28 protein-coding genes and 5 pseudogenes are annotated in these 25,313 nt (G+C 51.6%); 15 read left to right on the top strand and 18 right to left on the bottom strand.

From position 1 onward, the window contains the following. Positions 1-34: 34 nt before the first annotated feature. Positions 35-2,062: a TonB-dependent copper receptor gene (locus ACRDD5_RS01355; protein WP_438675682.1), complete on the bottom strand. Its 2,028-nt coding sequence runs from the start codon at positions 2,060-2,062 to the stop codon at positions 35-37. Between the two features lie 210 nt (positions 2,063-2,272). Continuing rightward, positions 2,273-3,169 (bottom strand): diguanylate cyclase, encoded by an 897-nt coding sequence (locus ACRDD5_RS01350; RefSeq protein ID WP_438675681.1) that lies wholly within the window; start codon positions 3,167-3,169, stop codon positions 2,273-2,275. Positions 3,170-3,432: 263 nt separating this feature from the next. Between ACRDD5_RS01350 and ACRDD5_RS01345 the strand changes: the two genes are divergently transcribed. Next, the gene (locus ACRDD5_RS01345; protein WP_250589005.1) at positions 3,433-3,879 is read left to right on the top strand and encodes a DUF441 domain-containing protein; all 447 of its coding nucleotides are present in this window, start codon (positions 3,433-3,435) and stop codon (positions 3,877-3,879) included. On the opposite strand, the gene ACRDD5_RS01340 is transcribed toward ACRDD5_RS01345, so the two are convergent. Then, positions 3,863-4,654, bottom strand: coding sequence for an AraC family transcriptional regulator (locus tag ACRDD5_RS01340; protein ID WP_438675680.1), 792 nt, complete (start codon positions 4,652-4,654; stop codon positions 3,863-3,865). The two genes, ACRDD5_RS01345 and ACRDD5_RS01340, sit on opposite strands and share 17 nt — an antisense overlap. A 96-nt stretch (positions 4,655-4,750) precedes the next feature. On the opposite strand from ACRDD5_RS01340, the gene ACRDD5_RS01335 reads away from it, so the two are divergent. Next, entirely contained in the window at positions 4,751-5,938 is a 1,188-nt protein-coding gene (locus tag ACRDD5_RS01335; protein ID WP_438675679.1) for a CynX/NimT family MFS transporter, read from the top strand. 12 nt (positions 5,939-5,950) lie between these two features. Here the strand turns inward: ACRDD5_RS01335 and ACRDD5_RS01330 are convergent, their stop codons facing one another. Beyond that, positions 5,951-6,658: a CTP synthase C-terminal region-related (seleno)protein gene (locus ACRDD5_RS01330; protein WP_438675678.1), complete on the bottom strand. Its 708-nt coding sequence runs from the start codon at positions 6,656-6,658 to the stop codon at positions 5,951-5,953. A gap of 157 nt (positions 6,659-6,815) precedes the next feature. Between ACRDD5_RS01330 and ACRDD5_RS01325 the strand changes: the two genes are divergently transcribed. Continuing rightward, the gene (locus ACRDD5_RS01325) at positions 6,816-7,331 is read left to right on the top strand and encodes a DUF523 domain-containing protein (RefSeq protein WP_271283893.1); all 516 of its coding nucleotides are present in this window, start codon (positions 6,816-6,818) and stop codon (positions 7,329-7,331) included. Next, entirely contained in the window at positions 7,306-7,650 is a 345-nt protein-coding gene (locus tag ACRDD5_RS01320; protein WP_271283894.1) for a DUF488 domain-containing protein, read from the top strand. Before ACRDD5_RS01325 ends, ACRDD5_RS01320 begins: the two co-directional genes overlap by 26 nt. 1 nt (position 7,651) lies before the next feature. On the opposite strand, the gene ACRDD5_RS01315 is transcribed toward ACRDD5_RS01320, so the two are convergent. Beyond that, the gene (locus tag ACRDD5_RS01315) at positions 7,652-7,957 is read right to left on the bottom strand and encodes a hypothetical protein (RefSeq protein ID WP_271283895.1); all 306 of its coding nucleotides are present in this window, start codon (positions 7,955-7,957) and stop codon (positions 7,652-7,654) included. Positions 7,958-8,208: 251 nt separating this feature from the next. Here ACRDD5_RS01315 and ACRDD5_RS01310 point away from each other — a divergent pair, with 251 nt between their 5' ends. Beyond that, positions 8,209-9,237, top strand: a complete 1,029-nt coding sequence (locus ACRDD5_RS01310; protein ID WP_438675677.1) for a sensor domain-containing diguanylate cyclase — start codon at positions 8,209-8,211, stop codon at positions 9,235-9,237. A gap of 44 nt (positions 9,238-9,281) precedes the next feature. Further along, on the top strand, positions 9,282-9,380 hold the full coding sequence (locus ACRDD5_RS01305) for a YoaK family small membrane protein (RefSeq protein ID WP_250588998.1): 99 nt from the start codon (positions 9,282-9,284) through the stop codon (positions 9,378-9,380). Positions 9,381-9,506: 126 nt separating this feature from the next. Here ACRDD5_RS01305 and ACRDD5_RS01300 read toward each other — a convergent pair whose 3' ends face one another. Beyond that, the gene (locus tag ACRDD5_RS01300) at positions 9,507-9,755 is read right to left on the bottom strand and encodes a GlsB/YeaQ/YmgE family stress response membrane protein (protein ID WP_271283897.1); all 249 of its coding nucleotides are present in this window, start codon (positions 9,753-9,755) and stop codon (positions 9,507-9,509) included. 362 nt (positions 9,756-10,117) lie between these two features. Between ACRDD5_RS01300 and yncL the strand changes: the two genes are divergently transcribed. Next, positions 10,118-10,210, top strand: coding sequence for a stress response membrane protein YncL (yncL, locus tag ACRDD5_RS01295; RefSeq protein WP_271283898.1), 93 nt, complete (start codon positions 10,118-10,120; stop codon positions 10,208-10,210). 36 nt (positions 10,211-10,246) lie between these two features. Here the strand turns inward: yncL and ACRDD5_RS01290 are convergent, their stop codons facing one another. The 5 genes and pseudogenes from ACRDD5_RS01290 to ACRDD5_RS01270 all read right to left on the bottom strand — a co-directional run bounded on the left by ACRDD5_RS01290 (position 10,247) and on the right by ACRDD5_RS01270 (position 13,088). Further along, on the bottom strand, positions 10,247-10,510 hold the full coding sequence (locus ACRDD5_RS01290) for a hypothetical protein (RefSeq protein ID WP_438675692.1): 264 nt from the start codon (positions 10,508-10,510) through the stop codon (positions 10,247-10,249). Positions 10,511-10,606: 96 nt separating this feature from the next. Next, positions 10,607-10,768, bottom strand: a pseudogene (locus ACRDD5_RS01285) (NADP-dependent isocitrate dehydrogenase); the annotation flags it as partial. A 410-nt stretch (positions 10,769-11,178) separates the two neighbouring features. Next, complete coding sequence (locus tag ACRDD5_RS01280; protein WP_200142449.1) at positions 11,179-11,352, bottom strand: GnsA/GnsB family addiction module toxin; 174 nt, start codon at positions 11,350-11,352, stop codon at positions 11,179-11,181. A gap of 451 nt (positions 11,353-11,803) precedes the next feature. After that, entirely contained in the window at positions 11,804-12,142 is a 339-nt protein-coding gene (locus ACRDD5_RS01275) for a hypothetical protein (RefSeq protein ID WP_438675676.1), read from the bottom strand. Between the two features lie 694 nt (positions 12,143-12,836). Continuing rightward, positions 12,837-13,088, bottom strand: coding sequence for a hypothetical protein (locus ACRDD5_RS01270; protein WP_438675675.1), 252 nt, complete (start codon positions 13,086-13,088; stop codon positions 12,837-12,839). A gap of 177 nt (positions 13,089-13,265) precedes the next feature. On the opposite strand from ACRDD5_RS01270, the pseudogene ACRDD5_RS01265 reads away from it, so the two are divergent. From ACRDD5_RS01265 to ACRDD5_RS01235, 7 genes and pseudogenes are all read left to right on the top strand, one after another. Beyond that, a pseudogene (locus tag ACRDD5_RS01265) lies at positions 13,266-13,373 on the top strand (hypothetical protein); the annotation flags it as partial. A 14-nt stretch (positions 13,374-13,387) separates the two neighbouring features. After that, positions 13,388-13,708 carry a hypothetical protein gene (locus ACRDD5_RS01260; protein ID WP_438675674.1) on the top strand — a complete coding sequence of 107 codons (321 nt, stop codon included), beginning with the start codon at positions 13,388-13,390 and terminating at the stop codon, positions 13,706-13,708. After that, positions 13,695-14,024 carry a hypothetical protein gene (locus tag ACRDD5_RS01255; protein WP_438675673.1) on the top strand — a complete coding sequence of 110 codons (330 nt, stop codon included), beginning with the start codon at positions 13,695-13,697 and terminating at the stop codon, positions 14,022-14,024. Before ACRDD5_RS01260 ends, ACRDD5_RS01255 begins: the two co-directional genes overlap by 14 nt. 97 nt (positions 14,025-14,121) lie before the next feature. Beyond that, a pseudogene (locus ACRDD5_RS01250) lies at positions 14,122-14,367 on the top strand (excisionase). Then, a pseudogene (locus ACRDD5_RS01245) lies at positions 14,348-15,477 on the top strand (phage integrase Arm DNA-binding domain-containing protein). The pseudogenes ACRDD5_RS01250 and ACRDD5_RS01245 overlap by 20 nt, the downstream one beginning before the upstream one ends. A gap of 114 nt (positions 15,478-15,591) precedes the next feature. Beyond that, positions 15,592-16,488 (top strand): hypothetical protein, encoded by an 897-nt coding sequence (locus ACRDD5_RS01240; RefSeq protein WP_438675672.1) that lies wholly within the window; start codon positions 15,592-15,594, stop codon positions 16,486-16,488. Then, entirely contained in the window at positions 16,463-16,927 is a 465-nt protein-coding gene (locus ACRDD5_RS01235) for a hypothetical protein (protein ID WP_438675671.1), read from the top strand. Before ACRDD5_RS01240 ends, ACRDD5_RS01235 begins: the two co-directional genes overlap by 26 nt. Positions 16,928-17,034: 107 nt before the next feature. Here ACRDD5_RS01235 and ACRDD5_RS01230 read toward each other — a convergent pair. From ACRDD5_RS01230 to ACRDD5_RS01220, 3 genes and pseudogenes are all read right to left on the bottom strand, one after another. Beyond that, a pseudogene (locus ACRDD5_RS01230) lies at positions 17,035-17,202 on the bottom strand (NADP-dependent isocitrate dehydrogenase); the annotation flags it as partial. Positions 17,203-17,509: 307 nt separating this feature from the next. After that, entirely contained in the window at positions 17,510-17,824 is a 315-nt protein-coding gene (locus ACRDD5_RS01225) for a hypothetical protein (protein ID WP_438675670.1), read from the bottom strand. Next, positions 17,824-18,063 (bottom strand): hypothetical protein, encoded by a 240-nt coding sequence (locus tag ACRDD5_RS01220; protein ID WP_438675669.1) that lies wholly within the window; start codon positions 18,061-18,063, stop codon positions 17,824-17,826. Before ACRDD5_RS01220 ends, ACRDD5_RS01225 begins: the two co-directional genes overlap by 1 nt. 225 nt (positions 18,064-18,288) lie before the next feature. Here ACRDD5_RS01220 and ACRDD5_RS01215 point away from each other — a divergent pair, with 225 nt between their 5' ends. Next, complete coding sequence (locus tag ACRDD5_RS01215) at positions 18,289-18,582, top strand: hypothetical protein (protein ID WP_438675668.1); 294 nt, start codon at positions 18,289-18,291, stop codon at positions 18,580-18,582. 47 nt (positions 18,583-18,629) lie between these two features. On the opposite strand, the gene ACRDD5_RS01210 is transcribed toward ACRDD5_RS01215, so the two are convergent. The 4 genes from ACRDD5_RS01210 to ACRDD5_RS01195 form a co-directional block, all read right to left on the bottom strand. Further along, complete coding sequence (locus ACRDD5_RS01210; protein ID WP_438675667.1) at positions 18,630-19,460, bottom strand: SGNH/GDSL hydrolase family protein; 831 nt, start codon at positions 19,458-19,460, stop codon at positions 18,630-18,632. A gap of 164 nt (positions 19,461-19,624) precedes the next feature. Continuing rightward, positions 19,625-21,796, bottom strand: a complete 2,172-nt coding sequence (locus ACRDD5_RS01205; protein ID WP_438675666.1) for a GDSL-type esterase/lipase family protein — start codon at positions 21,794-21,796, stop codon at positions 19,625-19,627. Positions 21,797-21,852: 56 nt separating this feature from the next. Beyond that, positions 21,853-24,936: a host specificity factor TipJ family phage tail protein gene (locus tag ACRDD5_RS01200; RefSeq protein WP_438675665.1), complete on the bottom strand. Its 3,084-nt coding sequence runs from the start codon at positions 24,934-24,936 to the stop codon at positions 21,853-21,855. Next, complete coding sequence (locus tag ACRDD5_RS01195) at positions 24,933-25,313, bottom strand: nitrite transporter (protein ID WP_438675664.1); 381 nt, start codon at positions 25,311-25,313, stop codon at positions 24,933-24,935. Before ACRDD5_RS01195 ends, ACRDD5_RS01200 begins: the two co-directional genes overlap by 4 nt.

Here is a 25,313-nt window from a genome sequence, read left to right as displayed (position 1 = left end):
CGCCGCCGGTCACTGACCGGCGGCGTCACATTGGTCAGAAGTTCACGTTCATCTTTGCCCAGAAGGTACGGCCTGGCTCGTTTACCGGGGTGCCCGATGAGTAGCCAAAGCTGCTGTTCCCGGCCAGGTTAAGGTGCTCGCTATAGGCCTTGTCCAGCAGGTTATCCACTCCGCTGCTCAGCTTCAGGTTCTTATTCACTTTATACGCCGCATTGGCGGAGACAATCGCAAACCCGGCGCTCTGGTCAAAGTCTTTCCCCACCACGTTTCCTTCGTTCATCGCCACCCGATGCTGTGGGCTGACCATGCGCAGCAGCCCGGTCGAACTCCAGCTCTCGTTCTCCCACGTCAGACCGAGACGCGCTTCCAGCGGCGGCATCTGCGGCAGCGGCTGGTGGTCGTCGGTGTTCTGGCCCCAGGCGTAGTTCAGCGTGGCGTCGGTTTTCCACTGGTCGTTCAGCTGATACGAGGTTCCCATTTCGCCGCCCATGATGGTGGCATCGACGTTGTCCGCCTGGCTGACGTGACTGTCGTCCGGATCGTAGATAAAGAGAATGTAGTCGTTGATGCGCCCGACGTAAGCGGAGATCCAGCCGGTTGTGCGTTCGCCCTTATACTGGGCACCGATGTCCAACTGGGTGGTTTTTTCAGGCTTCAGGTTGTCGAATACGTCCGAGGTGCCGTCCGGTCCATACGTCGGTGAAAACAGCTCCCAGTAATCCGGGAAACGTTCGGTGTAGCCCAACCCGGCGTAAACCATCGCCGGTGCCGTACCGAGGTTATGCTCCACGCGTAAAAAGCCCGCAGGCAAAGTGTCTTCGCGGCTGTCGCTGCCCACGCCGGTGTAATTATCCACTTCGACCTTATCCAGACGCGCACCGCCAATCACTTTGCTCAGGTCGGTGGCATTCCAGGTCAGTTCGCTGAATGCGCCGTAATCGTGGAAGCGGGCATCCTCCTGCCAGCCTGCATCCTGGTCGTCCTCATTGCTGCGATGGGTGTTGGTTTGCATATCCACGCCGCTTTGCAGCTGGTAATCCAGCCACAGCCAGGTGCCCATCATCCTGCCGCCGACGGTGCGGCGATCGACCTGTTTCTCCATCGGCATCGACATATCCATCGAGCCCATCGGCATACCGCCGGACATCGTACCCGGCGAGCGCATGGAGTAGTTATCCATGATGTGGTTGGCATAGTTGTAATAGACGCTCATATCCAGCGAGTCGAACACCTCGCCGATATTGTCTTTCTTATAGCGCAGGCCCAGGCTTTCGCGTTTGAACTGGGAACCGTCCATTCCGCGTCCGGCGTAGCTGGCGTCGCCATCGCCCTGCCCGGCGGTCAGCTCCAGCAGCGTGTCGGCATCCGGGGTCCAGCCGATGGCGAGGTCGGTATTCCATTTATCCCACTTCGAGGCTACGCGATCGCCATTGCCGTCTTTGTAATCACCGGATTTTGATTTGTTGCCGTTCAGGCGTACATAGCCCGACTCGTTACCAAAGCTGACGTCGGCGTTCTCATCGAAACGATCGTTGGAGGCAGCCAGCAAGCTGGCGTCACCCTCGAGTCCTGCTTTATCGAAGCGCGGCGGTTCGCGGTTGAAGCGCACCGTCCCGGCGGAGTTGCCAGGCCCCCAGAGTACGGTCTCCGGCCCTTTGGTCACCGTCAGCAGGTCATAGCTTTCGGGCGAGATGTACGAGCTTGGGGCATCCATCCGTGACGGGCAGGCGCCGAGCATTTCGCTGTCGTTAGTGAGCAGGCGCAGACGTGAGCCAAACATCCCGCGAAAAACCGGGTCGCCATTACTGCCGCCGTTGCGGATTTGGCTGAACCCCGGAATGGTCTTCAGGTAGTCGGAACCGTCGCTGGCCGGCACCGGCTGGCGGGGCGCTTTCGGCGAAGTCACCACCTCAAGGGGCGAAAGCACCGGCGCGGTGACGGTAATCACATCGTCATCCTCTGGCAGCGGAGCGGCGTTTTTTTCTGCGGCAAGCGTCGAACACGAGATCGCGACCAGCAGCGACCACGCCAGCGGATGAGGGGCAAAAATGTCTTTTTTCATTACGGTACCTGGGCTTAACGTTAGGGGGTGTACCGCTGCAAAGAACGAATCCCTTAGTTCAGAGAATGACCGTAACGAGCAGGCACATGAGACAGGCCGAAATTTTGCCGGGGAGAATGAAGAGGAACAACGATTAGTGAAGAGAATAAGACCTGCAGAAAGGGGTTGAAAACGAAAGCAGCCAGTGATTAATTTCCTGGCTGCTTTCGTTTAGCCACTGAATTTTTTCGTTTCCAGCCGTTGATTAATCAACTGCGTGCAGTTACGGCCACTTTTTTTACCGATATACAACGCCTGATCCGCTCGCTCCAGCACCTCACGCAGCACTTCGTCGGGATGAATACGCGTCAGGCCAGCGGTAAAGGTAATCCGAATAATATGCTCTCCGGCAACCATTTCCAGTTCTGCAATGTCGTGGCGAAGACGCTCGGCAATCGTGACGGCCTCGCGATCGTCTTTGGCATGCAGCACAACAATAAACTCTTCGCCACCGTAGCGATACATCGATGCAGACCGGCGAATGTTATTACTCATATTCATGGCCAGCGAACGCAATACAATATCACCGTTGAGATGCCCGTAAGTATCATTCACTTTTTTAAAATGGTCGACATCCAGCAATAATAAGTACAGCCCCTCGGCACCCAGCTCATTATTCATACTGGTAAACGATTCGTCGAGGATCCGGCGCAGCGGCAATCCGGTCAACGCGTCATAACTGGTCCGCAACTGCAGCAGATGCACCTTATAAGTGGTTAAGGCTTCAGTAAATGCCAGCAGCGACTGTTCAAATACGTTAAATACGGCATCGGTCTGGCATTTGTCGTTGATGGCGGTAATAATATTGCGGCAAGCCTGATGTACCCGAATATGCTTTTTACTGATATCCAACACGAAGTTTTTCCCTTCCCGTTCTTCCTGTAATCGGGTATTAATCCAGTGGCCAAACTCACAGCGCTGGTGGGCGTCATCACAGGTGATTTCCGGTAAATCAATGTCATGATTAGCAATAAAGCGTAATATTTTCACTAACCATTTAAAATGCGCATCCGTCGACGCGTTTAATCCGCGGATGGTTTCATCAATCTCTGTGAACTTCCTGTTCATAGGCTCTCCCGGGTAATAAATTAATAATTTTAAAAATAATAACAGGTTAAATATCAATAATTGTCAGGCAATTTAAATATTATATAGGCAGCTATTAATAAATCCATGAAATGATTGTTTCCAATTATCTGCCACACTCCCACCTCCCTCGCGTCGGGCATTCGCCCAAATCAGCACATTTTTTGTATAAACCCCCTGTTTCCCGGCGGTCGAGGGCGTAAAGTAAGCAGGCTTACTTTTCATTTTTTGGCAAGGAATACAACATGTTTGATCCTACCCTGCTCATTCTCCTGGGCCTCGCCGCGCTGGGCTTTGTCAGCCACAACACCACCGTCGCCATTTCCATTCTGGTGCTGATTATTGTGCGGGTAACCCCACTCAACACCTTTTTCCCGTGGATTGAAAAACAGGGTCTCACCGTCGGCATTATCATCCTGACCATTGGCGTGATGGCGCCGATCGCCAGCGGCACGCTTCCGGCGTCCACCCTGATCCATGCCTTTATGAACTGGAAATCCCTGATCGCTATCGCCGTGGGCGTGTTTGTCTCCTGGCTAGGCGGACGCGGGGTGACCTTGATGAGCTCCCAACCGACGCTGGTCGCAGGGTTGCTGGTTGGCACCGTGCTCGGCGTGGCGCTGTTTCGTGGCGTGCCGGTCGGGCCGCTCATTGCCGCCGGGCTGGTGTCGCTATTTATCGGGAAGTCGTAGCGAGACTGGCGATGTAGCGGGCCGGGGTCTCGCCGAGCCCCTTCTTAAACATGGTGATAAACGCGGTGGTTGAGTCATAGCCCAGGGCCTGCGCCACCTGCTGCACCGACTGGCCGCTAATCAGCCCCTGCAGGGCCACTATCAGCTGGAGCTGATGCCGCCAGCGCCGAAAACTGAGTCCGGTTTCGCTCACCACCAATCGGGCCAGATTGCGCTCACTCATCGCAAAATGCTGCGCCCACTGGTGCAGCGTCTGCCAGGCGGCGGGTGCCTCGGCCATCATTTCACTCATCAGGCGAATTTTGGGGTGTGGCGATACCGGAAGCTGGAGCTGCTCCTGCGGCTGTCGTGGCAGCTCATCAAACAGCACGTCTACCAGTCGCAAGGTGGCAGGCTGCAGCGGATCCAGGCTGCGCTCGGCCAGCGTCAGGATCAGCTCCCGCACCAGAGGCGAAATTTTTAGCGTGCAGCAGCGCGTCGGCAGCGTCACCGCGCCAGGCTCAATAAACAAAAAGCAGAGTCTGGCGCTGGGGGTGGCTTTGTTACTGTGCGCCAGCTGGCCGGGGATCCAGACGGCGTACTGCGGGGGCACCATCCACAGGGCATTATCCACCTCGCAGGTGATGGCTCCGTGCAGCGCCAGGATCAGCTGCCCCTTACGATGCTGATGTCGTGGAATGCGCTGTTCGTCCTCCACCACCCGCACATGAAACGCCACCGCCGCATCGTGCTGGCTGTCAGGATCGTAACCCTCAAGACCAAGTCCAATCATCATGTTGTCCGATATTAGCGATTAACTGTCATTTTAGCTTGATTTCATCCACGCAGAAAACACGTATCCTGTGGGCTCATTTCGACGTAAGAGAAAATCATGACCACTGCCATGCCTGCCACCGGTAAACAACACGCACTGCTGATTGCCGGGATCCTGATGATTGCCACCACGCTGCGGGTCACCTTTACCGGCACCGCGCCGCTGCTCGACGCCATCCGCAGCGATTATGGGTTAACCACGGCGCAGACCGGACTGCTGACCACCCTTCCCCTGCTGGCCTTCGCGCTGATCTCCCCGCTGGCAGCAGGCGTTGCCCGCCGGATCGGCATGGAGCGCAGCCTGTTTATCGCCCTGCTGCTGATAATTATCGGGATCGCGCTGCGCTCCCTGCCTCACGCCACGCTGCTGTTTGTCGGGACGGCGGTGATTGGCTGCGGGATTGCGCTGGGGAATGTGCTGCTGCCGGGGCTGATTAAACGCGATTTCCCCGGTCAGGTGGCAAAGCTGACCGGGGCCTATTCCCTGACGATGGGGGCAGCCGCCGCGCTGGGCTCTGCGCTGGTGGTGCCCGTGGCACTTGGCGGCGCAGGCTGGCACGGGGCGCTGCTGATACTGATGGCCTTCCCGCTGCTGGCGTTGATCCTGTGGCTGCCGCAGTGGCGTCAGCGCCCAACCGGTTCCCTGAGCGGTGCCCGCGCGCTGCATAACCGTGGCATCTGGCATTCCGCCCTTGCCTGGCAGGTAACGCTGTTCCTGGGGATTAACTCGCTGATTTATTATGTGATTATCGGCTGGCTGCCGGCGATCCTCCAGAGCCACGGCTACAGCGAAACCCAGGCGGGTTCCCTGCACGGATTGCTACAGCTGGCGACGGCGGCACCGGGCATTGCGGTGCCGCTGATCCTGATCCGGGTGAAGGATCAGCGCGGCATTGCCGGACTGGCGGCATTAATGTGTGCGGTGAGTGCCGCGGGACTGTGGTTTATGCCTGACCAGGCGGTGATGTGGACGCTGATTTTTGGCTTTGGCTCAGGAGCAACGATGATCCTCGGCCTGACCTTTATTGGCCTGCGCGCCAGTTCGGCGCACCAGGCGGCGGCACTGTCCGGGATGGCGCAGTCGGTCGGCTATTTGCTAGCCGCCTGCGGACCGCCGCTGATGGGCAAAATCCACGATACCCAGGGCGACTGGCGCATCCCGCTGCTGGCCTGTGCGCTGGCGGCGGTGGTGATGGCGGTCTGCGGCGTTCTGGCCGGGCGCGACCGGGAGATCGCGCCAGAGTAAACCCTCTGCAAACTAATTCTGCGCGGCGCGCAGCAGCGCCTGGACCAGCGGTGCCGGGCGCCCTGCCAGTGCAGCTCGCTCATGCTGGAACAGCGTGGCGACAAAAAACGGGTGCGTGACCAGCTCTACTGCGCGGATCTCACCCTGGTTGTCCCAGCCGGTGACGCGCATATCGCCCTTTTCCAGCGCCAGCGCAAACTCCGCCGAGACGCCGTAGTTGCAGTGATAGCCCTCTTCAATCTCGTGCTGCCCGTAGGCTTTTGCAATCAGGGTGTTGGCGCGCAGTTCGATGGTGTCGGATTGTTCCACCAGCGAGCAGGCCAGCGGGGCAATCACCATCCGACCTTCGGTGTCGGTTTCTGCATGGGCCGCATCCTGCCAGCCCAGCACGTTACGGGCATACTCAATCAGCGCGTGCTGGAATCCGCCGCAGGTGCCGAGAAACGGCACGCTGTTTTCGCGGGCATAGCGGGCAGTGATGAATGCGGCGTCGGTATTTTTATACGGACTTGCCGGAACCAGCCAGATAGCATCGTAGCCGACCAGGTCTTCCGGGCTGGTCAGTTCGGTGGTCGCCAGCCAGTCGTAATCGGCCGTGACGTCCAGCACTGCAGCGGCATCATCAATCGCCAGGGGGATCGCCTGGTGAGCTAAAACGTCAGGGTTATAGTCACCGACCAGCGCAATTCGGAGCGTATCTTTTACTGCGGAGAGTTCCATACAAGGATCCTTATGCCAGAGAAATAGCTGATAACATAAGGCGCCTCACACTACCGATCTTTCGTTGATATCACAACACCTTAAATTGCGTGGGCAAAAAGTCGCAGCCAAAGTGTGATAGCGTGGTGATCCTGCATTGCGGAACGTATAAACCATAATGAAAACAAAAATTCTGGTCAGCGCCTGTTTGATGGGGCATCAGGTTCGCTACAACGCCAGTGCTAAAGCGCAGCTCAATGCCCAGCTTCGACGCTGGCGTGAAGAAGACCGGCTGGTGGTACATTGCCCTGAGCTTGCCGCCGGGCTGCCGGTTCCCCGTCTGCCTGCCGAAATCTCTGATGCCAACGGCGACGAGGTGATGGCGGGCAAGGCGCGCATCCTGGAAAGTGACGGCAGCGATGTCACGGCGCATTATCAGCTTGCCGCATGGCTGGCGCTGCGCGCCGCCCTGGACGGGGGCTGCCGCGCAGCGCTGTTAACCGACGGCAGCCCAACCTGCGGCAGTCAGGTGATTTATGACGGCAGCTTTAGCGGACAGCGCCGCGCCGGGATGGGCGTCGCCGCAGCCCTGCTTCGCGAGCATGGCATCGAAGTATTTTCCGACATGCAGCTCCCGGCGCTTATCGCCTGGGTTGAGGAGCAAGAGAATGATTCAGTGCAAACGAGTCTATGACGACGCCAGCCGCGAGGATGGGTACCGGATCCTGGTTGATCGCCTCTGGCCGCGGGGGATCAAAAAGAGCGAGCTGGCGTGCGATGAGTGGTGCAAGATCCTGACCCCGTCAACGGAGCTGCGCAAAGCATTTCATAGCGAAGTGCTCGATTTTGCCCATTTCAGCGAGGCCTATCGCGCTGAACTTGCTCACCATCAGGACGAGGGCCAGCGCATTGCCACGCTGGCTGCGCATCAGACCGTGACGCTGCTGTATGGCGCGAAAGACCGCGAGCAGAATCACGCCCTCGTATTAGCCGACTGGCTCCGCCAGCTGTAGGTCACTCCAGCATCAGCGCGTCGAGGATTTCCGGCGAGTCTTCAGGGGTAAGCGGCAGCAGATGTTCCGGGCGGACAAACGCAAAACCGTGCTGGTTATCAAACGCAAACACGTTGCCGGTCACCAGCCACAGTGCGCGATCGGCTGCAGGCGGCAGCTCGGTCATCACGCCGTTAACCGGGTTCAAAAAACGCTGCCCAGGCTGGCAGAGGCCAAACAGCTCGACGGATTTACCGATATTGCGACGCCCTGCTGGCGTGCGGGCACCGATGATCATCGCCAGGCTGCCCGGATTTAACTGAAACATATTTCCTCGTTTTGGATGACTGAGATTCCAGGAATTTTCTTAATGCGGAGTGTATATCAGCCAACTTTTCGTGTCACCAGGGAGCCCTCACGCGTAAGCCCTTTAACAGCATATTTTTCCCGCCATAATCCGTCGTCTCCACCCGGAATATATAAAATTTTCATGATTCATGTTTTACTGTTGTTCGGAGTTGAATCTTTCAGCAAAACAGTCAGGTACAAAGGTCTTCTGTAGGGGAGTTGCGCAGCGTCATGTCGGATATTATTCTTGCCCGTGTTTCAGAAACTCTCGCAACCGAGCAGTCTCTGGAGAGCCTGGTGCGCCAGCTGCTCGAAATGCTCGAACTGGTCACCGACATGGAGTCGACCTACCTCACCAAAGTCGACATCAATGCCCGCCTGCAACATATCCTGTATGCCCGCAACAGCAAGCATATGCAGATCCCGGAAGGGCTAAGCGTGCCCTGGGGCGAGACTCTGTGTAAACGCGCGATCGATTCTGACTGTTTTTTCAGCAACGAAGTGGCCGAACGCTGGGGAGACTGCGACGCGGCAAAAGCGCTGAACATCACCAGCTACATGAGCATTCCGATTCATCTGGCAGATGGTTCTCTGTACGGCACCCTGTGCGCCGCCAGCAGCCGTCGACAGAATCTGAGTGAACGCGGTGAGCAGGTGTTGAAACTCTTTGCCGGACTCATTGGCCAGTACATTCATAAAGAGTCGCTGGTGCATCAGCTGCGCGAGGCCAATGCGGCGCTAATAGCCTATTCATATACCGATGCGCTCACCGGCCTGCCGAACCGCCGGGCCATCTTCGATAATCTGAGTACCCTCTTTTCGCTGGCGCGCCATCTCAATCGCAACGCCATTATTGCCTATATCGATCTGGATGATTTCAAGCTTATCAACGACCGTTTCGGCCATGAAACCGGCGATCAGTTTCTGGTCGAGGTGGGTAAGCGGTTGAATGACGGACGGGGTGACGACGAGATCGTTGGTCGACTGGGTGGGGACGAATTTATGGTGGCCAGCCTCAGCCGGGATCAGCAAAGCGGGACTGACACCCCATTAACCCTGCTAAAAACCCAGCTTAGTGCGCGAATTGCGGGGGAATACTGGCTGGGAGATGTGCACATTGTCTACCCCGGTGCCAGCCTGGGCATGGTGGAAGTGGACCCGACAATACACGATGCCGACAGCGCACTGCGGGCTGCGGATGCGGCGATGTACACTGAGAAAAAAGGCAAACGCAAAACCGCCTTTCTCAATGTCGATTAACCCCGTACACTCGACGGGTTTTTTATTTCAGGACAGGTGATCGCATGCGGCTTGGTATTCTCTTCCCGATCGTCATTTTTATCACGGCGGTCGTTTTTTTAACGTGGTTTTTTGTCGGCGGTTACGCAGCGCCCGGGGGATAAATGAGAAAAACAACCATTATAATGCTGATTGTCGCCATCGCGGCCGTTGTCGGCAGCCAGCTCGGCTGGTGGTAAGCCATATGAAAAGACCGCCAGTACTGGCGGTCTTATTCACAAAAGCGTAGGTTAGCTTCTCACTTTACGGTAGATAAACAGCACCACCAGGGCACCAATCACCGCCACGACAAAGCTGCCGAAGTTAAAGCCATCCACCCGACCAAATCCTAACAGGGTGCTGATCCAGCCACCGACCACGGCACCGATGATCCCCAGGATGACCGTAATAAAGAAGCCACCGCCATCTTTGCCCGGCATAATCCACTTAGCCAGAATCCCCGCAATAAGCCCAAAGATAATCCAGGATAAAATTCCCATCGTTTTCCTCTCCGTATGGTTTTTGTCATTAAATCAAGTACACACAAAGCTTAGCACAGGATTCAGAAAAGCAAGTTTGTGACAAACATCACACCGAATATTTCGGAATATTACGCGAATCTGCAAGCCACATAAAAAATGGGGTTGCATCCTTCAATGAGAAATATTATCTTTCTCATTACTGAATAGTTGAGCAAATCACTCAGGTATTCAGTACGACATTGCTCACATTGCTTCCAGTATTTCTTGCCCACGTTATGTGGGCTTTTTTTTGTCTCTTCACTGGCCCGATTTGATCGATATGCCATTTGCTATTAGGATTGTTAACACAATTCCAACATAGCAGTATTGGTTTCGATAACATGAACGTATCCAGCAGATTCGTGATTTGTATTAACCTTGTATGTGCCAGTTCGTTAGTGGTCATTCTTTCTGACAAATTCAACTGGTTTTGATGTGAGCAAACCCGGCGTCCTGCCGGGTTTTACGCCTTAGTCATCCCCTTCTATCAAAAATCCAGCGCGGCGAATCGCCTCTTTACTGTCGTTGACGCCTGCCGCGTATCCGGCTTCGATATCGCATACCGGGCTGGCACTGGTGAAAGGAAGTTGGATTTCTTTGGCTAGCTGCTCTTTAAACTGAGTGAGTTGCTGGCGGGCGGTCAGAAGCTCAGCGGCGAGGTCGGTGAGCTGTACGGGAGTGACGTCTGACGACGCTCCTGCAGCCATGTTTTGAAGCGTTGCGATGTCGATCATAGGTGTTCCTCCAGTGCGGCCGTCACTAATAGCGTGCAAAAAAACGGGACTCATCAGGCTCACGTTCGCATACAACCCAGAATCTGGATTACATATTTTGATGAACGCGTCACCAAACTCATAATATTTCAGTAGCTTAGCGACTTTCCTCAGACGTTCGAAATCGTAAGTTACGGTTTTAGCATTAATCGCACCGTTAATACCTTTAACGATCGGGTCTGCGGTTTCGAACCATTCCATATAACGGAGCAGTAGTTCCTGGGATTGAAGGAGGTGAAAAAGAACCGATTACTTCTGCAAACCAGACTTAACTTCATTCCCTTCCAACCACCTCGCGCTACCGGCATACCCTGGCCCTGCCAGTACTAAATCGTGCGGACGCGGAAGCCGAGAATCTCATAAAGGTTTTTTTTCACTTCCGCAGCTCGCGCCAGGCTAACAACAGGGTTAGGAAACGATAACGGAGAATACACAGTTTTTAAGGCCTCACCGTTGCCTGTCTAAATACCCGGAAATTTTCATAAACAGCGCAAATCTGCGAGGTCGCCGCCCCGTTACGGACGATATGCCGGAAAGGACCCGCAAACGATAATGCATGTCAATTGCATTGATGCACATGCGAAGCAATAAAAAGGCCGCTGTTGCGACCTTGTCTTTAGAGGATGAGATTAAAGAAGTTTAATTTTTACGTCATAACCTTCAAGACCTGTCATTGTTTCGCGAGCAACAAACTGAATTTCAGAAACTTCTTTTCCGGTTTTTTTTTGAAGTTCTGATATTTTTTTTGCTATCAGCGCGGCAATATCTTCTTCTGCTTTTTGCGTCAGAGCTTCAACTTTCATTTTTACCTCTTCTGATTCATTTACTGTTCAGGTTCTCCAGCAAGGTGACAATTATTGATGAACTGTCCTTAACCATAACTGTATAAAAATTATAGACTACCGATAATGCAGATGCTGCATGCTCATAGGGTTCGCTAGCAAATTTCTTCACATGGCACCCTTACAACGTTAGTTTTGCTCACGTTGATGGCAATAAAAAAGCCCCTACATATACGCAAGGGCTTTGGCATATGGTGCCGGGTGCCTCCCGGTGAGCCATTGGATTAACCACCCATGACCCGCTGCTTCAGTCGTTCACGATGAGCGTCAATGAAGAAGAGTCATCAGGTTAATTAGCCCCACCGCTTAGGGGGATTCACCATAATTTAATGCTAGCATAAGATGTATCCACACCCCGTTACAAATCAATTAAACCTCGCTTGAAGCACATAATTTTTTAAATAATCAAGGTTTAAATTGGCTCCAGAAATTTATTTGCTGCGTTTTCAACCTCATCCAGGCAGAGTTCCCTATCCGAAGCGACATATATTTCAATTTGATCTCCTGTAACTGAGTGAATCCCGGCAAGCGATATTGGAAGATGAACCTCTTCACCGTTAGGATAGTTTCGCTTAATGGCAGTTACACCCTCCAGAGTCCGAACGATCTCTGCAGATTGTGAATTAAAGAAGACTATAAATTTTTTCATTAATTCTCTCGATGCCAGTTCGAACAGATTAATCAGCCATATCCTTGAAAAATAGGCTAGCACGCGAAGACGCGACTCGCTAACACAATAAGGAAAGGCCATGTGTCCACATGGCCTTTGGTTAATATTGTTTATCGGCCGTGGCATTTTACTCTGGTGCTATCCTGAGGAGTTATACATTGACCTATAAATCAATAATCTCTTCCTTAATTTTCTTATCAAGGCATTGACTATTTAAGTGTAGATTGTTTTGCCAGAATAATCTCTATGGAAATTTAAAAATGCAAAATAGACAATTTCATGTATAAACAAACTCACGATGCACACATAAAAAGCACAATCAACCACCAACACACGTAGAGATGATTCACGAAAATAGACTAAAAAAATAATTACTAATGCGTTCAATAAAAAATAATTAAACAGGATAAATCCTATTAACTAAATAAAAACCTTAATGACTACTTAAAACGCCATAATTATGGCCGCCCGCAGATGAGTTTTGCAATGGCTAACAAATCTCACTCGCCTGCTCAGAGCTCAGCTTTTCCGGGTCATTGCGGACAGCAATCACTTGCTCAAGCTCGGTATCAAGCAGACTGCAAAACTGAAGGCTGACGCCCTTCAAGCGGTCATGCGCTCAATGTTACCAGGCATTAACGTGCGATCCCCCTTTACGGTGTTGCTATCTTGCGTAATGGCACATCATGATTATCCCCTGTGAGGGTTAAGCCATTACAATGGTTCTGCCCAAGGTGATGACAATAAAAAACCGCCCGGAGGCGGTTTGAGAGTTTTATTTGCTGGGTGTATAGCAGTTTATCAAAACGGTTTGGAAATCTGCCAGAGACATACTTTCTGTAATCTTTCCTGTTACAGCTATTTTCATTCTACCCATGACATCCAGGCCACCGATGTATCTTACATCGCAAGACACTGCAGTGCTGTTTTTGAGATAATCTATGAGCTTACAAATAAACTCTTCCTTGCCATAAACCGCAAAACAACATTTTCCACAGAGCATACCTTCTAACCTTCCCTCAAGCATTTCATGGCCCCTCAGGAAAAAGGTTTTATGATTGTAGTTGAATGCCAGGTTTACCTACCATATTTAAGGGGTAATTTTATTCTTTGTAATTTAAGCTGCATTTATCAAGCCCATCCGCAGAACGTAAGCGAGAGATAATTCCAAAGAGGCTCAACACGCAGGTGAAGTTCCCCCTGTATGGGCAACGCTATGTTGCTGGCTTTGGTAACCGGTCAGCGGCTGGGGGATGTTTCGAGGATGAAGTTTAGCGATGTCTGGGACGATTCAGCATCAAGAATGCGCGAAGTTTCGTTGAACTGATGGCCCAGTCAGAGATCATTGACGAAGGTGTGTTCACCATCCAGGGTGCAGCGCTGGCTGAAGCTCTCTCAATTATTGACGAATACAATGCCATCGCAGAAGCGCGCGAAACCTATCGACTGTCACAGCCTATCCCCACCGCAGAAGTTCGCGGGAAAACTCTTCATGTCAGCCTCGGTGGGATAGAGATCGGCACAGTGCCAATTTATCGCGGAAAAAACGTCAGTCTCAACGGGATCGTCACCAGCCAGTCAAAGGCAGTGGCCCACTTAGTTAACCAGTACAAACTGCAGCAGGAAAATAATCATGACAGCCAATAAACCAATGACCGGCGAACAGCTGGATGAACTGATGACTGTTGCAGTTCATATGCAGCGCGATGCTGAAATTGATTGCAACCGCCCTTCTGCCAACTTCGCCTATGCAGTTCAGGTAGCTGTTTTGGAACTACGTAAGTTTCGCGGTGACTTCGTGGCTCTGGCAGCGGAGCCTGTGGCCGATGTTGTTGCATGGTCGAAGCCAGGCGAAGAGCGCAAATGTGATATCCGCTGGCGCCGTCATGATGTCGCTCCCGGACCGCTTTACTCCTTTTCACTCTTGTCGTCTCATTGTGGGGATCCACTAACAAGAGATTAAGCCTGAGTGGTTATTGTTATGGATGGTCCCGCAATGGTTGCGAGGCCAGTATTTTAAAAGAGTAACCGGATGCAGCCGGTAAAGTGGAGAAAAAGCCATGAAGCAAATGCTCACGCTCGAGGAATGGGCAGCAGAGAAATTCCGTAGCAGTCCACCAGCTTTGAATACTCTGCGCCGATACGCTAAGCAAAATTTGTTTTCCCCACCAGCCATGAAACAAGGTCGCAAGTGGCGAGTTAGGTAAGATGCAGAACTTATGGGCGAATTGGCTAAGCCAAATATCCGAAAGACTGACTCGCCAATACTTCAGAGGATTCTTGCTGATGGCAGCTCGACCACGTAAAAACAATGTCTCCGTTCCGAACCTTTACCCTCTCTACAGCAGAAAGGTAAACAAAGTTTACTGGCACTATAAACATCCCATCACAGGAAAGTTTCATGCTCTAGGTACCGATGAAGTCGAAGCCATCGCTATTGCCAATGAGGCAAACTCGCGCCGGGCTGAACAGAGAACTCGGCAGATAATGGCGATCAGCGACAGGATCGCCACCAGAAAAGGCAAGGCAATCACGGTATCCACATGGCTCGAGCGATACTGGAAGATTCAGGAAGAACGTCTGGCGACGGGCGACATCAAGCTGAACACGTTCAAACAGAAAAACAAACCGGTTTCGTTGTTGAGAGAGCGAGTTGGAATGAAGCTGCTGCCATCGGTGGACATTCGCGATATTGCCCAGTTGCTCGATGAGTATGTTACTGCTGGCCAGCCGAGAATGGCTCAGGTCGTGAGAACTGTCCTGGTTGATGTTTTCAAAGAGGCTCAGCATGCAGGTGAAGTCCCCCCGGGTACGATCCAGCATCAGCGACCAAAAAACCTCGCCGAAAAATTACGCGCCAGCGCCTCAGTCTGGAGGAATGGCAGCGGATTTTTGAGATTGCAGACGGTAACCATCAATACATGGGGAACGCAATGTTGCTGGCATTGGTGACTGGACAGCGCCTCGGGAATATTTCAAAAATGAAGTTTAGCGACGTATGGGACGATCACCTGCACATACTTCAGGAAAAAACCGGGAGCAAAATAGCCATCCCGCTATCGCTTCGCCTCAACGCAATTAACTGGAGCTTACGGGACATAGTCTCACGTTGCAGAGATTATGCCGTCAGTCCCTATCTGGTTCATTTTTTCAGAGCCACCTCGCAAGCTGAGCGAGGTGCCCAGGTAAAATCGAATACCCTAACGATGAATTTCAGCAAGGCACGAGACTAAGCTGAGATCCTGTTACAGGAAGGTAAGACACCTTCTACTTTTCACGAGCAGAGATCCTTGGCGGAAAGGTTATATAAAACGCAGGGGGTGAACACGAAAGATCTCTTGGGGCATAGGTCACAGCAGCAAACCGATGGCTATCATGATGACCGAGGAAAGGACTGGTCAAAAATCAAGGTTTGAATTTTCCAACCATCAATGATACTGTATATACATACAGCCGTGTAAGAATTTAAGCTCTTGAAGGTGTTTGGTTTTATGGAATAATGAAACCAAATAATTTACAGGAGTTTTCTTATGCTGTTGTATGCCTTACGTGTGTTAATGAGACCACGTGACCCAGACCTCTTTTCGAAAGGAACTGTTCAAAAAGACATTACCTATTTTGAAAATGCTATGGTTGTAGCTGCAAAAAAATTACATCTGACCTCCCCAACTCCATCTGTTCATAAGAAAACTAGTTACACACTGAAACTGAGTATAAAACCTACAGATGACGTTATGGCAGGAGTCATATCAAAGCAGCAAAAGATTAAGGGTCATGATAAAGATTTTCGTGAGTACGATGTAGACAATTATCCACCTATCGTATGGATTTGGGACAGAGAAGAACAAGTGTTGCTTGTTGAGAGGAAAACTGCGGTTTTCAAGGATGCACATCAAGTTGCTAAAGCGTTCGAAGATCTTGCCAATAACGACTATTTGGCTCAGTTAGGACTTAGAATATTTATAGAGCCTTGCCTTGAAATGGAAGATTTTTGGTCGGAATATCAGAGGCTTCCATTTATCGACAAAGTCAGCTTTACGCTGATTACTCCGAATATTTTCGGAAGCAGTAAACAAGCCTTAACCGATGATTTACGGAAGCTTGAAGAAGATACCAACGCAAATGCTGTAACTACTACTTTTGAAAACAAAGATGGCAACTTGAAACTCAAAAGTTCTCATTGGGCTTCAGTTCTTGTTGATTGGGTCAAAGACGGTGGTGGGTCATGGTTAATCAAAGGGCGTAAGACACTTAAGTCAAAATCTACAATTGTCTCCAGTAACCAGACCGCCAAAATTGTGCTGATCGAAGGTGAGATATCAGAAATAGAACTTGATGGCTACACGGCAAGTGATGTTAAAGAAATCATAGCCTTATATCAAAACAGGTACACATTCAAAAATGAAAATTTTAAGCGTCTGGATTAAAGCTATAGTTACCTTCTTTTTGTGCTTAGCCTTATCTTCGACTGATAAGCAAATTTACACGTTGCTTGAGCAGGCATCTGCTGGAGTCATTGGTTCAATACTCGGAGGGATAACCGCTGGTATCTCCGTAATCTTCGGGATTTTGGCTGTCATCAATAAGGGCGAGAAAACCGCAGACTTTACGTGTTATTTAGCAAGTTTAGAATCAGATCTGAAATTACTTGTTCTCTGTCTGGCAGCAACTATTTTTCTTCCTTACTTGCGAAACTACGACATACCACTATTAAATTATCCTCAGCACGAATTCATTCCTTCTAAAAGCAAGCTATTCACTACTATAGAACTTTTTGCAGTCTTACTATCTCTTAACCTCATTGCAGAGGTGATCAGCTGTATGATTTTAGTGGTGAAAAAAAGTCTCAAAATTGAATCAGATTGAACCTGTTTTGATAAATCATTTTGATAAACTTTTGATAACCGTTCGAAAGCTAATAATAAAAAACGGGAACCATCAGGCTCCCGTTCACATACAACCCAGAGTCTGGATTACATGTTTTTGATGATCGCGTCACCAAACTCTGAACATTTCAGCAGTTTAGCGCCTTCCATCAGACGTTCGAAATCGTAAGTTACGGTTTTGGCGTTAATCGCGCCTTCCATACCTTTCACGATCAGGTCTGCGGCTTCGAACCACTCCATGTGGCGCAACAGTACATTACAAAAAAAGTATTAATACTATGAATTAATTAACAAAATCGTGTTTTGGAACTCAATAAATGACCGCTTTATTCCTTTCGTAACTTACTGATTATCAAAAGCATGGCTTTAGTTTTGGGGAAAGAAAATCCCCCAATAACAAAGGTTTTAAAATCCCTGTCAATTCGCGAGCTTTACCGCCCCCAGATCGTGCTGCAAAACTTTGCGTAGCTCCTTCCAGAAACGCAACCTCCCGCTTTACCCGCCAAACATACTCGAGCAAAATACCCATCCGCTTGTAAGATTTGAAGGTGCGCACCGCTTCTTACACCGCCCTACCATCGTCATAGTGCCGCGTGATGAAGTGCGTCACTCGCCCGAGCACTTGGATATCTTCCAGCGCCCCTCCCTCGATCGCTTCGCCGTCATCGCAAATCAGTGACTGCCCCATGAGCATTGCAAACTGCGTTCGCCCGCCGCTGAGGATCAGCAAAGCATCACCTTGTTTTGGCTGCGTGACCGGTACGATGATCGCGTAGCCTGCAGACGTCTCCAGGATGCGGCTTTCCGGTGTCATGCAGACACTAGCTGGCGTAACCCGCTGCTCTATATAGTCGGTAGCTGGTGAGGCGAAGCCCATTAGTGAACCCTCCCCATGTTACGCAAGATCCAGTAGCGGTTCTCGCTATGGTCTGTCGTCCTGTCGACGAAGTCGGGCTGATATCGTTCTATCCACTCGTTAGCGTCGTTCTGGCTGAAATGCCAGTGTACCTTCGCCAGTTCGCGGATGAAGTCGGCTGTACGTAACCACTGATAGCCCTTCGGGTTTTGCTGTATGGCAGCCACAAATGCGGCGTGAATTTCGTATGCTCGGGGCATGATCTGCACTCCATCACTGTTTTTATATACAGTAGTTTTAATGTGAGTGCAGATCAATGCGGCGGTGCCTATCAATTTCCCTTACTGACTGACCTGCTTAATTTATCGAGCCTCATAGCTGAGAGGGTGACGTCATGCCGGAAAAGTTTTAGTATTCTTCCCCTTAGCTCCGTTAGCTAATTTGAGCATCATCAATCTGCAGCCAAAGCAAAAAGAGGATTACCCATGTTAGAACAATTACCAAGCAAGGATCGGCTTGCAGAACTGGCAGCATTCGAACCAACTGGCGCAGACAACGCTCAACCTGCAACCCTGGAAGAGTGGAAGGCAATGGCTGAGGCTCTGCTTTCCCTAGTGGGACAAGAAGCTTTTGGTGAGATAATTTTGGGAGTTGAGAGAGATGAGTCTGACGAACTGACCAATCAAAAGTATATCAACTATTCGTTAGATGCCATTGAAGCACTTCCAGTCGGCACAAAATTATATGCTGTAGTTCCTACGCTGACTCAAGGTTCCTGACATGTAGCCTCGATGAAAGGTGGTATCGCACCACCTTTTCACATTTCCTATGCTAACAATCCCTCAGCCAGTAGGCGGCCCGCGTACTCGGCACCAGCTGGATTAAAATGGAAGTAGTCATAAAAATATTGCGGATCTCGGTTAACAAGTTTGTCGAGATCAATAAGCTTTACACCATTGTTTGAGCAAAACTCGCGAGTATTGTGGTTAACAGCTTCTACCCTGATATTTCTTTGGCCATTCTTGGCTAAATAACGCTCCATATATTCATCGTTGTCACGAAGAGGCGTTGTCGCGATCACAAGATCTATTTCGAACAAGCGGCAAGTATCAGCGAAAAGACGCAGGAATTTCGTCCTGGCTGTGAAATCAAGTTCAGGCAATTTCTTAGGAGCTGGATGCCCAACCTTTTCTTCTTCTATAGGGTTGATGTAATCCCCTTTCGACCATAGGCCAGAGGCAAACTGAATTGCATCGGCATCAATGATGCCGTTCATTAAGACGATTTTGTTCGGCCGCATCGGGATGATTTTTGCCTGCAGCGCCAGCGTCAATTGCAGGATCGTCGCCCCTGACCTTCCTGCGTTTTCAACCCTGGCTGATACCCCTTTTGCACGAAGTTCCTTCTCTGCAATGTCTGTAAAACGTCTTCCTTCCGGGACATAAGAGCATTCAACCACGCTATCACCCATTACGATGACTCGCGACTCAAATTCATCTGAGCGGTTAGGATCACAGACGAAACCATCACTCGATATCGTAACGCTGACTGAATCCGGCGGTAAGCTCCCATCTGACAGCTCAATCAAGCTTGCAGGTGGTGCCATTACTCGTTTGGTTCCTGGCTCCCACTCTTTTAACCGGATCTGACGTTTCACTGTGTGCCCTCACGCATCTTATTTTTGCAATAGTAATAACTAACTGAATCACCTTGGCACCAAGCGATGTGATACCAAGGTGAGTACAGAGAGATAAAAGAACCGATAAGATATCAGATCTTAATGTGCAAACGCATGATAAATACAGAAGCATCCAGCCTTAATCATGCGTACTGAATTGTCTTATGGACTCCCGTTTTATCAACGATATGCATCTTACCGTCCATGTGGCTGAACCAACGCTCCCCAGGTATGAAACTGTTTGGAGCAACAGCAGGCCCTATCTCTGCAACCGACTCAATAATGACACCCTCCCCTAATGAGTTGAAACTGCTGGAAACAAACAGATCACACTCAGGCAGCTTGATTGCCATATTCCATAGCAAATTGCCTTGGACGTAAAATTGTGTACCTGCCTCACTGGTAACAATATCAATGCACTGATCCCCACGCGGATTAGCAATATTGTTCACCGATATTGTGGTTCCCGTGAAAGATGTCAGGGCAAGGTATGTTGCACTGCCAAGAAAATCCAGACTGAAGAGGGCCGTATAGTTCGCGCTCCAATCTTCAGGTTCAGAGGATGATTTGATCTGAGTGCCAAGGAAGAGGCGGCTGTTCGTTCCAAAACACCCACGGATTCGGAAACGAGTCTCTCCATATACTCTTGGCGAAAGGGTAGCGAACGCACTTGTTACGGTGTAATCAGCATTACCATCAACGCCATTAGATTGGTTAGAACCAACACGGTTAAAAGCCAGCTCTTGATAGAATTTGGTGTTTTGATTATTGCCCGCCATACCAGCAAGGCCGTCCTGAATTTTATTACCAATTTTGGCCTTTTCGCGCATAGCGTTTGTGTAACGGCCGCTATGTTCCTTAACAGTGAAACCAACAACCCTACAGATTTTATCAGTTGGTGTAGTGAACGAAATGATGTTTAAGCCTGGTGCCAGATCACATACTGCTGTAGGAGTTTCACTTAAGAAGTTAGAAGGAATTCCCGTAGCGTTGGATATATCAAGCGTATACGTTCTGCCGCTTTGCTCGACCGAGTTTTTTACTGTTACCTGACCAGTGATTACGCCATCCTGTGTAAGCTGGCTTGTGAAGTGGGCGAGTAAATACGCTGGTTTGAGTGACGTGTTAAAAATAAACAACTTAGAAGTCGAAGCGGCAGGGGTTCTTACATACACAGAATAAGGACAGTTGAGGGTGTTAAGCACATTACTCACCCCGCGATAAGCTGCAGTAGTGTTATCGATAAATTGTCCAGCCTGAACTTCCAGGTTCACTCCGGCAAACCCATCCATAAAGATCGCTTCGGCGATCAAGTCATAGCCAGCTTGGTTCCAGTGCAATCTGTCACGGCTCAGGCGCCCGCGAGCATCACCGCGATTGAAGAGATAGCGCTGCATGATTGAGAAGCTGTCGATGTATCTGGCCCCAAGCAGCTGCGCAACATGCCGCATTCTGCTGCGATAAGCATTGATAGCATATGGGTTGGTAACATCAGTCGCCAACAGCCCAACGACATCGGTCAAGGAACAGAATGACACAGCCGAGAATGATAGCTGTCGGTACATTTCCATGAGGCTATGTTCATAATCATCAACCGATATTCCCCTGTCCTGCCGTGCGTCATTTACTCCCAGCGCTATCAAATATAGATCAGCATTATCAGCGATAATTTCAGCCATGTGCTCAGTAAGCACCTGCCCTGTATCATGCCCAGAATAACCGCGCTTGATTATCTGGATGTTCGGATTGTTGTACCATTCCCGCAAAATCTCACCCAGACGGTATGGGAAAGGATTGCTGACGGTGACCCCATTAGTAATAGAGTCGCCAACGACGCAGATCTTGACCGGTAGACCGTTTACCATCGCCTGCACCACAGACCCATGCGGATCGGGGTTTATATGCGTCAGTAACGGAACGCTAAGCCAGGCTCCAACGGCAATGCCGCCTGTACTTGCTGGAGTCGATCCTGCAGGGACTGATTTGGGGAATGTTCCATCCCAGCGGTAGTAAATTCCAGTTGTGGTATCACGTAAAATCTGGTTTGGCAGCGTCAGAGTCGCGCCAGCCTGAAACGAGTCCACTGTAATGTAACCGACCTCTCTGATAGCCTGCTTCCCGGCATCATTTATATCGGAAATGGTCTTAATGGCCATTCCCTCTAGACCGTACCAGGTATGGCGTGTTTTACCAAAACGGTCATACCAGATGGCAGCTGTAATGCTGTTAATGGCTGTATCAAAGTTTTGGGCGTTATCATAGAGATCGCGCGGGTCAGTGGAGCCCAGCGGGTTATTGGTTTTGAACTTCGTCATGCTAACTCCAGGCATAAAAAACCCGCCGAAGCGGGTTAGATAATTTTGAATGGCTGTTAAGCGGCGTCGCCGGGATAACTTGCATCGTCGTACTGGTATTTTCCGGGGTGATACTGAATCGCCGTGACCTGGCTGATGCCGTCATTTCCCGGAGATATTTCCCCGACAAGTGCGTCATAAGGCACGCGTACCGAAGAGCAGAAAAGCAGGCGCGGCGGCTCAATATATGCGTCGTTCATCGCCCACAATTCCGGCTCCAGCGCGGCGCTGTACGGAACCGAGATGGTGAAGTCATCAATGCGTGCCGGCACTACCATTGCTGACGCCCTGCCATCCTGATGACGAACGATTACGCGCGGACTTTCAAACGACCAGTCCGGGGCCTCACTGAGCGTCATGGTGATTTTGCTGCTGTCATACTTCATATCGGTAATCAGGCAACTGAGCATCTGGCCACCGGGGATATCGTCGGCCATTACAATGCGGTCCATGAACTGATAGCAGAGTGCATCCATCTCAGTGGAAGTGGTGTGCTGCAGGCGCTGCAGCTGGTAGCCCAGCAACCGTCGCATGCCGATGCGGTAAGCCCGATCCGCATTCAGCACGCCGTCCAGTTTGAAGTCTTCCACCTTCATTGGCGTTGTGCTCCCCGGCAACCGGCACTGCACCGTTTCTTCCGCCCACGTCGTGCTGCTGATGAATGTGACATCCACGGCGTCGTAATCATCCTGACTTGGTGCCTTGAACGCCGTCTGCAGCTCCTCGGTGGTTTCCTGCGGGGTGATCATGCCGACCCAGGGTTTTACTCCCTCCCGGCCAGCCGAGATAAGCCCGTCAGAAAGCAGGAAGTAGCCCATGCCCGCAGAGACGATTGTCTGCAGCACCTCGAGCGCCGACTTGCTGTCGCTGGTTGCCCAGTCGAAAGTCTCTCCGCGCGGCGTCCAGTAGGTTGACTCCAGCGCGTCGATCGCCGCGGTATCAATCTGGCTGGCGGTGAATCCCAGCGATTCCAGGACGTGATACAGCGCCCCGCTGATGCTACGTGAGGCGTGCCCGTTATACAGCCGGGTTGGCGTGACGCTGATTCGGCGATCGGACATTGCCGCCAGGCGGTTACCGGTGCGCACCGTCAGCGCCATGGTAGTTACGCCCTCGTATTTGGTGGGCCGTTTACTTAGCCGGGAGCGCAATGCCTGCCAGAACACCTGATCGCGGGTGCTGCCACCCTTAACCGGTTCGGTGCGCCGCATGCGGATTTCATACTGCCCAGGTGAGACGGTGTAGCGATGCGTGAAACCGATCTGGTTCTCGGTGCTGCGCGAATAGAACGGCGACTGCTGCTGCCAGGCTGTGGTACCAACCTTGCGATACTGGATCACCAGCCTCACCGGCATATCCCGCTTATTACCCTTGTCGGTATAGCGCACCAGGCCACTTTGGAAGTTGATGTTAACCTCGAATGCGTCCAGCGTTTCGCCATCCGGACACGCCAGGAACGGCCCTAACCACTCATAATCATCACTGATGCCCGTAACGGTGGCGTCCAGAAGGGTGCGTTCGGTGAAGCCAGGCCATGATGGGTCCGGTGTGGTGATGGTTTCGCCCCCCGTCCCGGTGGTGACCGTAAGGCGCTCAACGGTAACCGTCTGGCTGTCGACATCGGTGATCCGGAACTGATTGCCGAACAGGCCAAGCGAGAAACGCTGAACACCCTCCGGCAATCCCGTGAACGGAGTCCCGGCGGCGCTGTTATACGCCAGAGTGATGTGCGCCCTGACTTCTGCTGTGCCGCCAGTTGATTTCACCCCTGGAGTATTAACAGGTGCTGCGCCAAATACCGCTACAGGTAACACGCTGTTGGTTATAGCGCCGCCAGCGTAGGGGCTGCCGGACTCACCGATTTGCAGTATTCCGCTGTTATCGCGGGCAACCAGACCAGAGCCGGAAAGCTGAGAGGTTATCGAAGAAACAAGCCCAGACATGGTGACATAGTTGGTCACCAGTGAAACCGGGTAAGTCGTACCCTGCCAGCTCAGGCTGAATGTCACCGGCGCGCTGCTGAAATCGTAGGTCGTTGGCGAGGCGCTCGCAGTGATGGTCGCAGAACTACCACCCACTCCCGGCACGGCGGGAACGCCCGGCGCGTAAGTGGCGACCACCAGATCGTAATCATTGCCGTTATAGTTCAGCGTGACCGGCAACCCCACTGCTGGCGCCAGTTCTTCAATCCCACCGTAGATGACGCTGTAACCGCCAGACGACACCACCGTGAACGAGTTGGGTGCCAGTACAGTGATCACCGTTCCCACAGTCCAGGATGGAGGAATTTCTGCATCACCACCCGAGGACGAGACGTCTACCAGCGTGATTGCGTTCCCGGAAACAACCAGCGCATCAGCGATGATGCTGACGGTTTCCGGCCCACTTGAGCCGAGGTCAAGACCGGCGGTACCTGATCCCGTGTTACCCACCTCCGGACTATTGAACCAGTTTTCGGTGCGCGCATCACCGGACACCACCGCTCCTGGCGGATAAAGTGTGTAGCGGATGTCGGTACCAAAAGCGGAGATTGGCGTATTCCCGATCCGGATATCAGACTGGTTGAGGACCATATCGCCCACACCCACGCACAGAAACATGCTCGTTTCCATACTGGTCTCGTTTACGAATCGACTAACTGGTTGCAGGGCGTAATCTGGCCATACGCGGTATCTTCCAAAAATCTCCCTGATGGAATCACCTAGTTTTGCCGCGTTCGCTTTGGCTGGGTTCAGTTCAATCTGATCACCGTTGGCTGCCTGAGCACCACTTCCTCCGGGCTGAGACATCGTGCTCATCATATAGATTGAGTACGCCGCCGAGGCAACAGCAATACTGACGGCAACCCAGATCGCGATTTCTGCTCCAGTACCGTACGGGACCGGGTAAATCCTGACATCAGTTTCACTTTTGATAACGCGCAGCGGCCACTGCTCAGGCGGGACCGGGGTGCCGTCGATTTCAACCGCGACCGGGTGCTGTTGGTCCTGCTGCCAGCCCTCCACGTTCTGTACAAACCAGTTGCTGAGCGTCAGGGTTTCGTGATGGTGCATTTCCAGAGGTTCGCCCGGGAGCCGGGAGGGATAGATTCGGATCGTCACTGGTAATACTCCACGCGGATGAACCGCCGCGAAAAACGCGCCAGCGGCAGAAAGGTGACATTGGTGCGGGGGTTGCACTCAGCGGCGTGCAGCACACCGTCAATCTCCACCACGATGGCGACGTGTGTTACCAGAGAGCCGGAATAACATGCAATGCCCGCGCCCGGTACAGGATCGCAGCGCTGCAGGTCGCACATCAGCCCGCGCGCCTCCCGGTCAAGGCCGTTATCATCCTTTGTAACACCAGCAAATTCAGGCCACAGCACAAAACCCAGATCGCGGCGGATTTCGTTTACGATGCCAAAACAATCAAGTTGCGGGTATGCCCGCCCGCCCTTCTGCCACTCGACAGAACGGTATTTATCAGGATTGAACAT

It is taken from the genome of Silvania sp., assembly GCF_051656365.1.
Classification (GTDB): domain Bacteria; phylum Pseudomonadota; class Gammaproteobacteria; order Enterobacterales; family Enterobacteriaceae; genus Enterobacter; species Enterobacter hatchlandensis.
This window is presented reverse-complemented; position numbering and strand designations above follow the sequence as displayed.

Bases quoted from the DNA above. Each gene is read 5' to 3' on its own strand.
- ACRDD5_RS01355 (WP_438675682.1), bottom strand. From the start codon at position 2,062: ATGAAAAAAGACATTTTTGCCCCTCATCCGCTGGCGTGGTCGCTGCTG.
- ACRDD5_RS01350 (WP_438675681.1), bottom strand. From the start codon at position 3,169: ATGAACAGGAAGTTCACAGAGATTGATGAAACCATCCGCGGATTAAAC.
- ACRDD5_RS01345 (WP_250589005.1), top strand. From the start codon at position 3,433: ATGTTTGATCCTACCCTGCTCATTCTCCTGGGCCTCGCCGCGCTGGGC.
- ACRDD5_RS01340 (WP_438675680.1), bottom strand. From the start codon at position 4,654: ATGATGATTGGACTTGGTCTTGAGGGTTACGATCCTGACAGCCAGCAC.
- ACRDD5_RS01335 (WP_438675679.1), top strand. From the start codon at position 4,751: ATGACCACTGCCATGCCTGCCACCGGTAAACAACACGCACTGCTGATT.
- ACRDD5_RS01330 (WP_438675678.1), bottom strand. From the start codon at position 6,658: ATGGAACTCTCCGCAGTAAAAGATACGCTCCGAATTGCGCTGGTCGGT.
- ACRDD5_RS01325 (WP_271283893.1), top strand. From the start codon at position 6,816: ATGAAAACAAAAATTCTGGTCAGCGCCTGTTTGATGGGGCATCAGGTT.
- ACRDD5_RS01320 (WP_271283894.1), top strand. From the start codon at position 7,306: ATGATTCAGTGCAAACGAGTCTATGACGACGCCAGCCGCGAGGATGGG.
- ACRDD5_RS01315 (WP_271283895.1), bottom strand. From the start codon at position 7,957: ATGTTTCAGTTAAATCCGGGCAGCCTGGCGATGATCATCGGTGCCCGC.
- ACRDD5_RS01310 (WP_438675677.1), top strand. From the start codon at position 8,209: ATGTCGGATATTATTCTTGCCCGTGTTTCAGAAACTCTCGCAACCGAG.
- ACRDD5_RS01305 (WP_250588998.1), top strand. From the start codon at position 9,282: ATGCGGCTTGGTATTCTCTTCCCGATCGTCATTTTTATCACGGCGGTC.
- ACRDD5_RS01300 (WP_271283897.1), bottom strand. From the start codon at position 9,755: ATGGGAATTTTATCCTGGATTATCTTTGGGCTTATTGCGGGGATTCTG.
- yncL (WP_271283898.1), top strand. From the start codon at position 10,118: ATGAACGTATCCAGCAGATTCGTGATTTGTATTAACCTTGTATGTGCC.
- ACRDD5_RS01290 (WP_438675692.1), bottom strand. From the start codon at position 10,510: ATGATCGACATCGCAACGCTTCAAAACATGGCTGCAGGAGCGTCGTCA.
- ACRDD5_RS01280 (WP_200142449.1), bottom strand. From the start codon at position 11,352: ATGAAAGTTGAAGCTCTGACGCAAAAAGCAGAAGAAGATATTGCCGCG.
- ACRDD5_RS01275 (WP_438675676.1), bottom strand. From the start codon at position 12,142: ATGGCCTTTCCTTATTGTGTTAGCGAGTCGCGTCTTCGCGTGCTAGCC.
- ACRDD5_RS01270 (WP_438675675.1), bottom strand. From the start codon at position 13,088: ATGCTTGAGGGAAGGTTAGAAGGTATGCTCTGTGGAAAATGTTGTTTT.
- ACRDD5_RS01260 (WP_438675674.1), top strand. From the start codon at position 13,388: ATGGCCCAGTCAGAGATCATTGACGAAGGTGTGTTCACCATCCAGGGT.
- ACRDD5_RS01255 (WP_438675673.1), top strand. From the start codon at position 13,695: ATGACAGCCAATAAACCAATGACCGGCGAACAGCTGGATGAACTGATG.
- ACRDD5_RS01240 (WP_438675672.1), top strand. From the start codon at position 15,592: ATGCTGTTGTATGCCTTACGTGTGTTAATGAGACCACGTGACCCAGAC.
- ACRDD5_RS01235 (WP_438675671.1), top strand. From the start codon at position 16,463: ATGAAAATTTTAAGCGTCTGGATTAAAGCTATAGTTACCTTCTTTTTG.
- ACRDD5_RS01225 (WP_438675670.1), bottom strand. From the start codon at position 17,824: ATGGGCTTCGCCTCACCAGCTACCGACTATATAGAGCAGCGGGTTACG.
- ACRDD5_RS01220 (WP_438675669.1), bottom strand. From the start codon at position 18,063: ATGCCCCGAGCATACGAAATTCACGCCGCATTTGTGGCTGCCATACAG.
- ACRDD5_RS01215 (WP_438675668.1), top strand. From the start codon at position 18,289: ATGTTAGAACAATTACCAAGCAAGGATCGGCTTGCAGAACTGGCAGCA.
- ACRDD5_RS01205 (WP_438675666.1), bottom strand. From the start codon at position 21,796: ATGACGAAGTTCAAAACCAATAACCCGCTGGGCTCCACTGACCCGCGC.
- ACRDD5_RS01195 (WP_438675664.1), bottom strand. From the start codon at position 25,313: ATGTTCAATCCTGATAAATACCGTTCTGTCGAGTGGCAGAAGGGCGGG.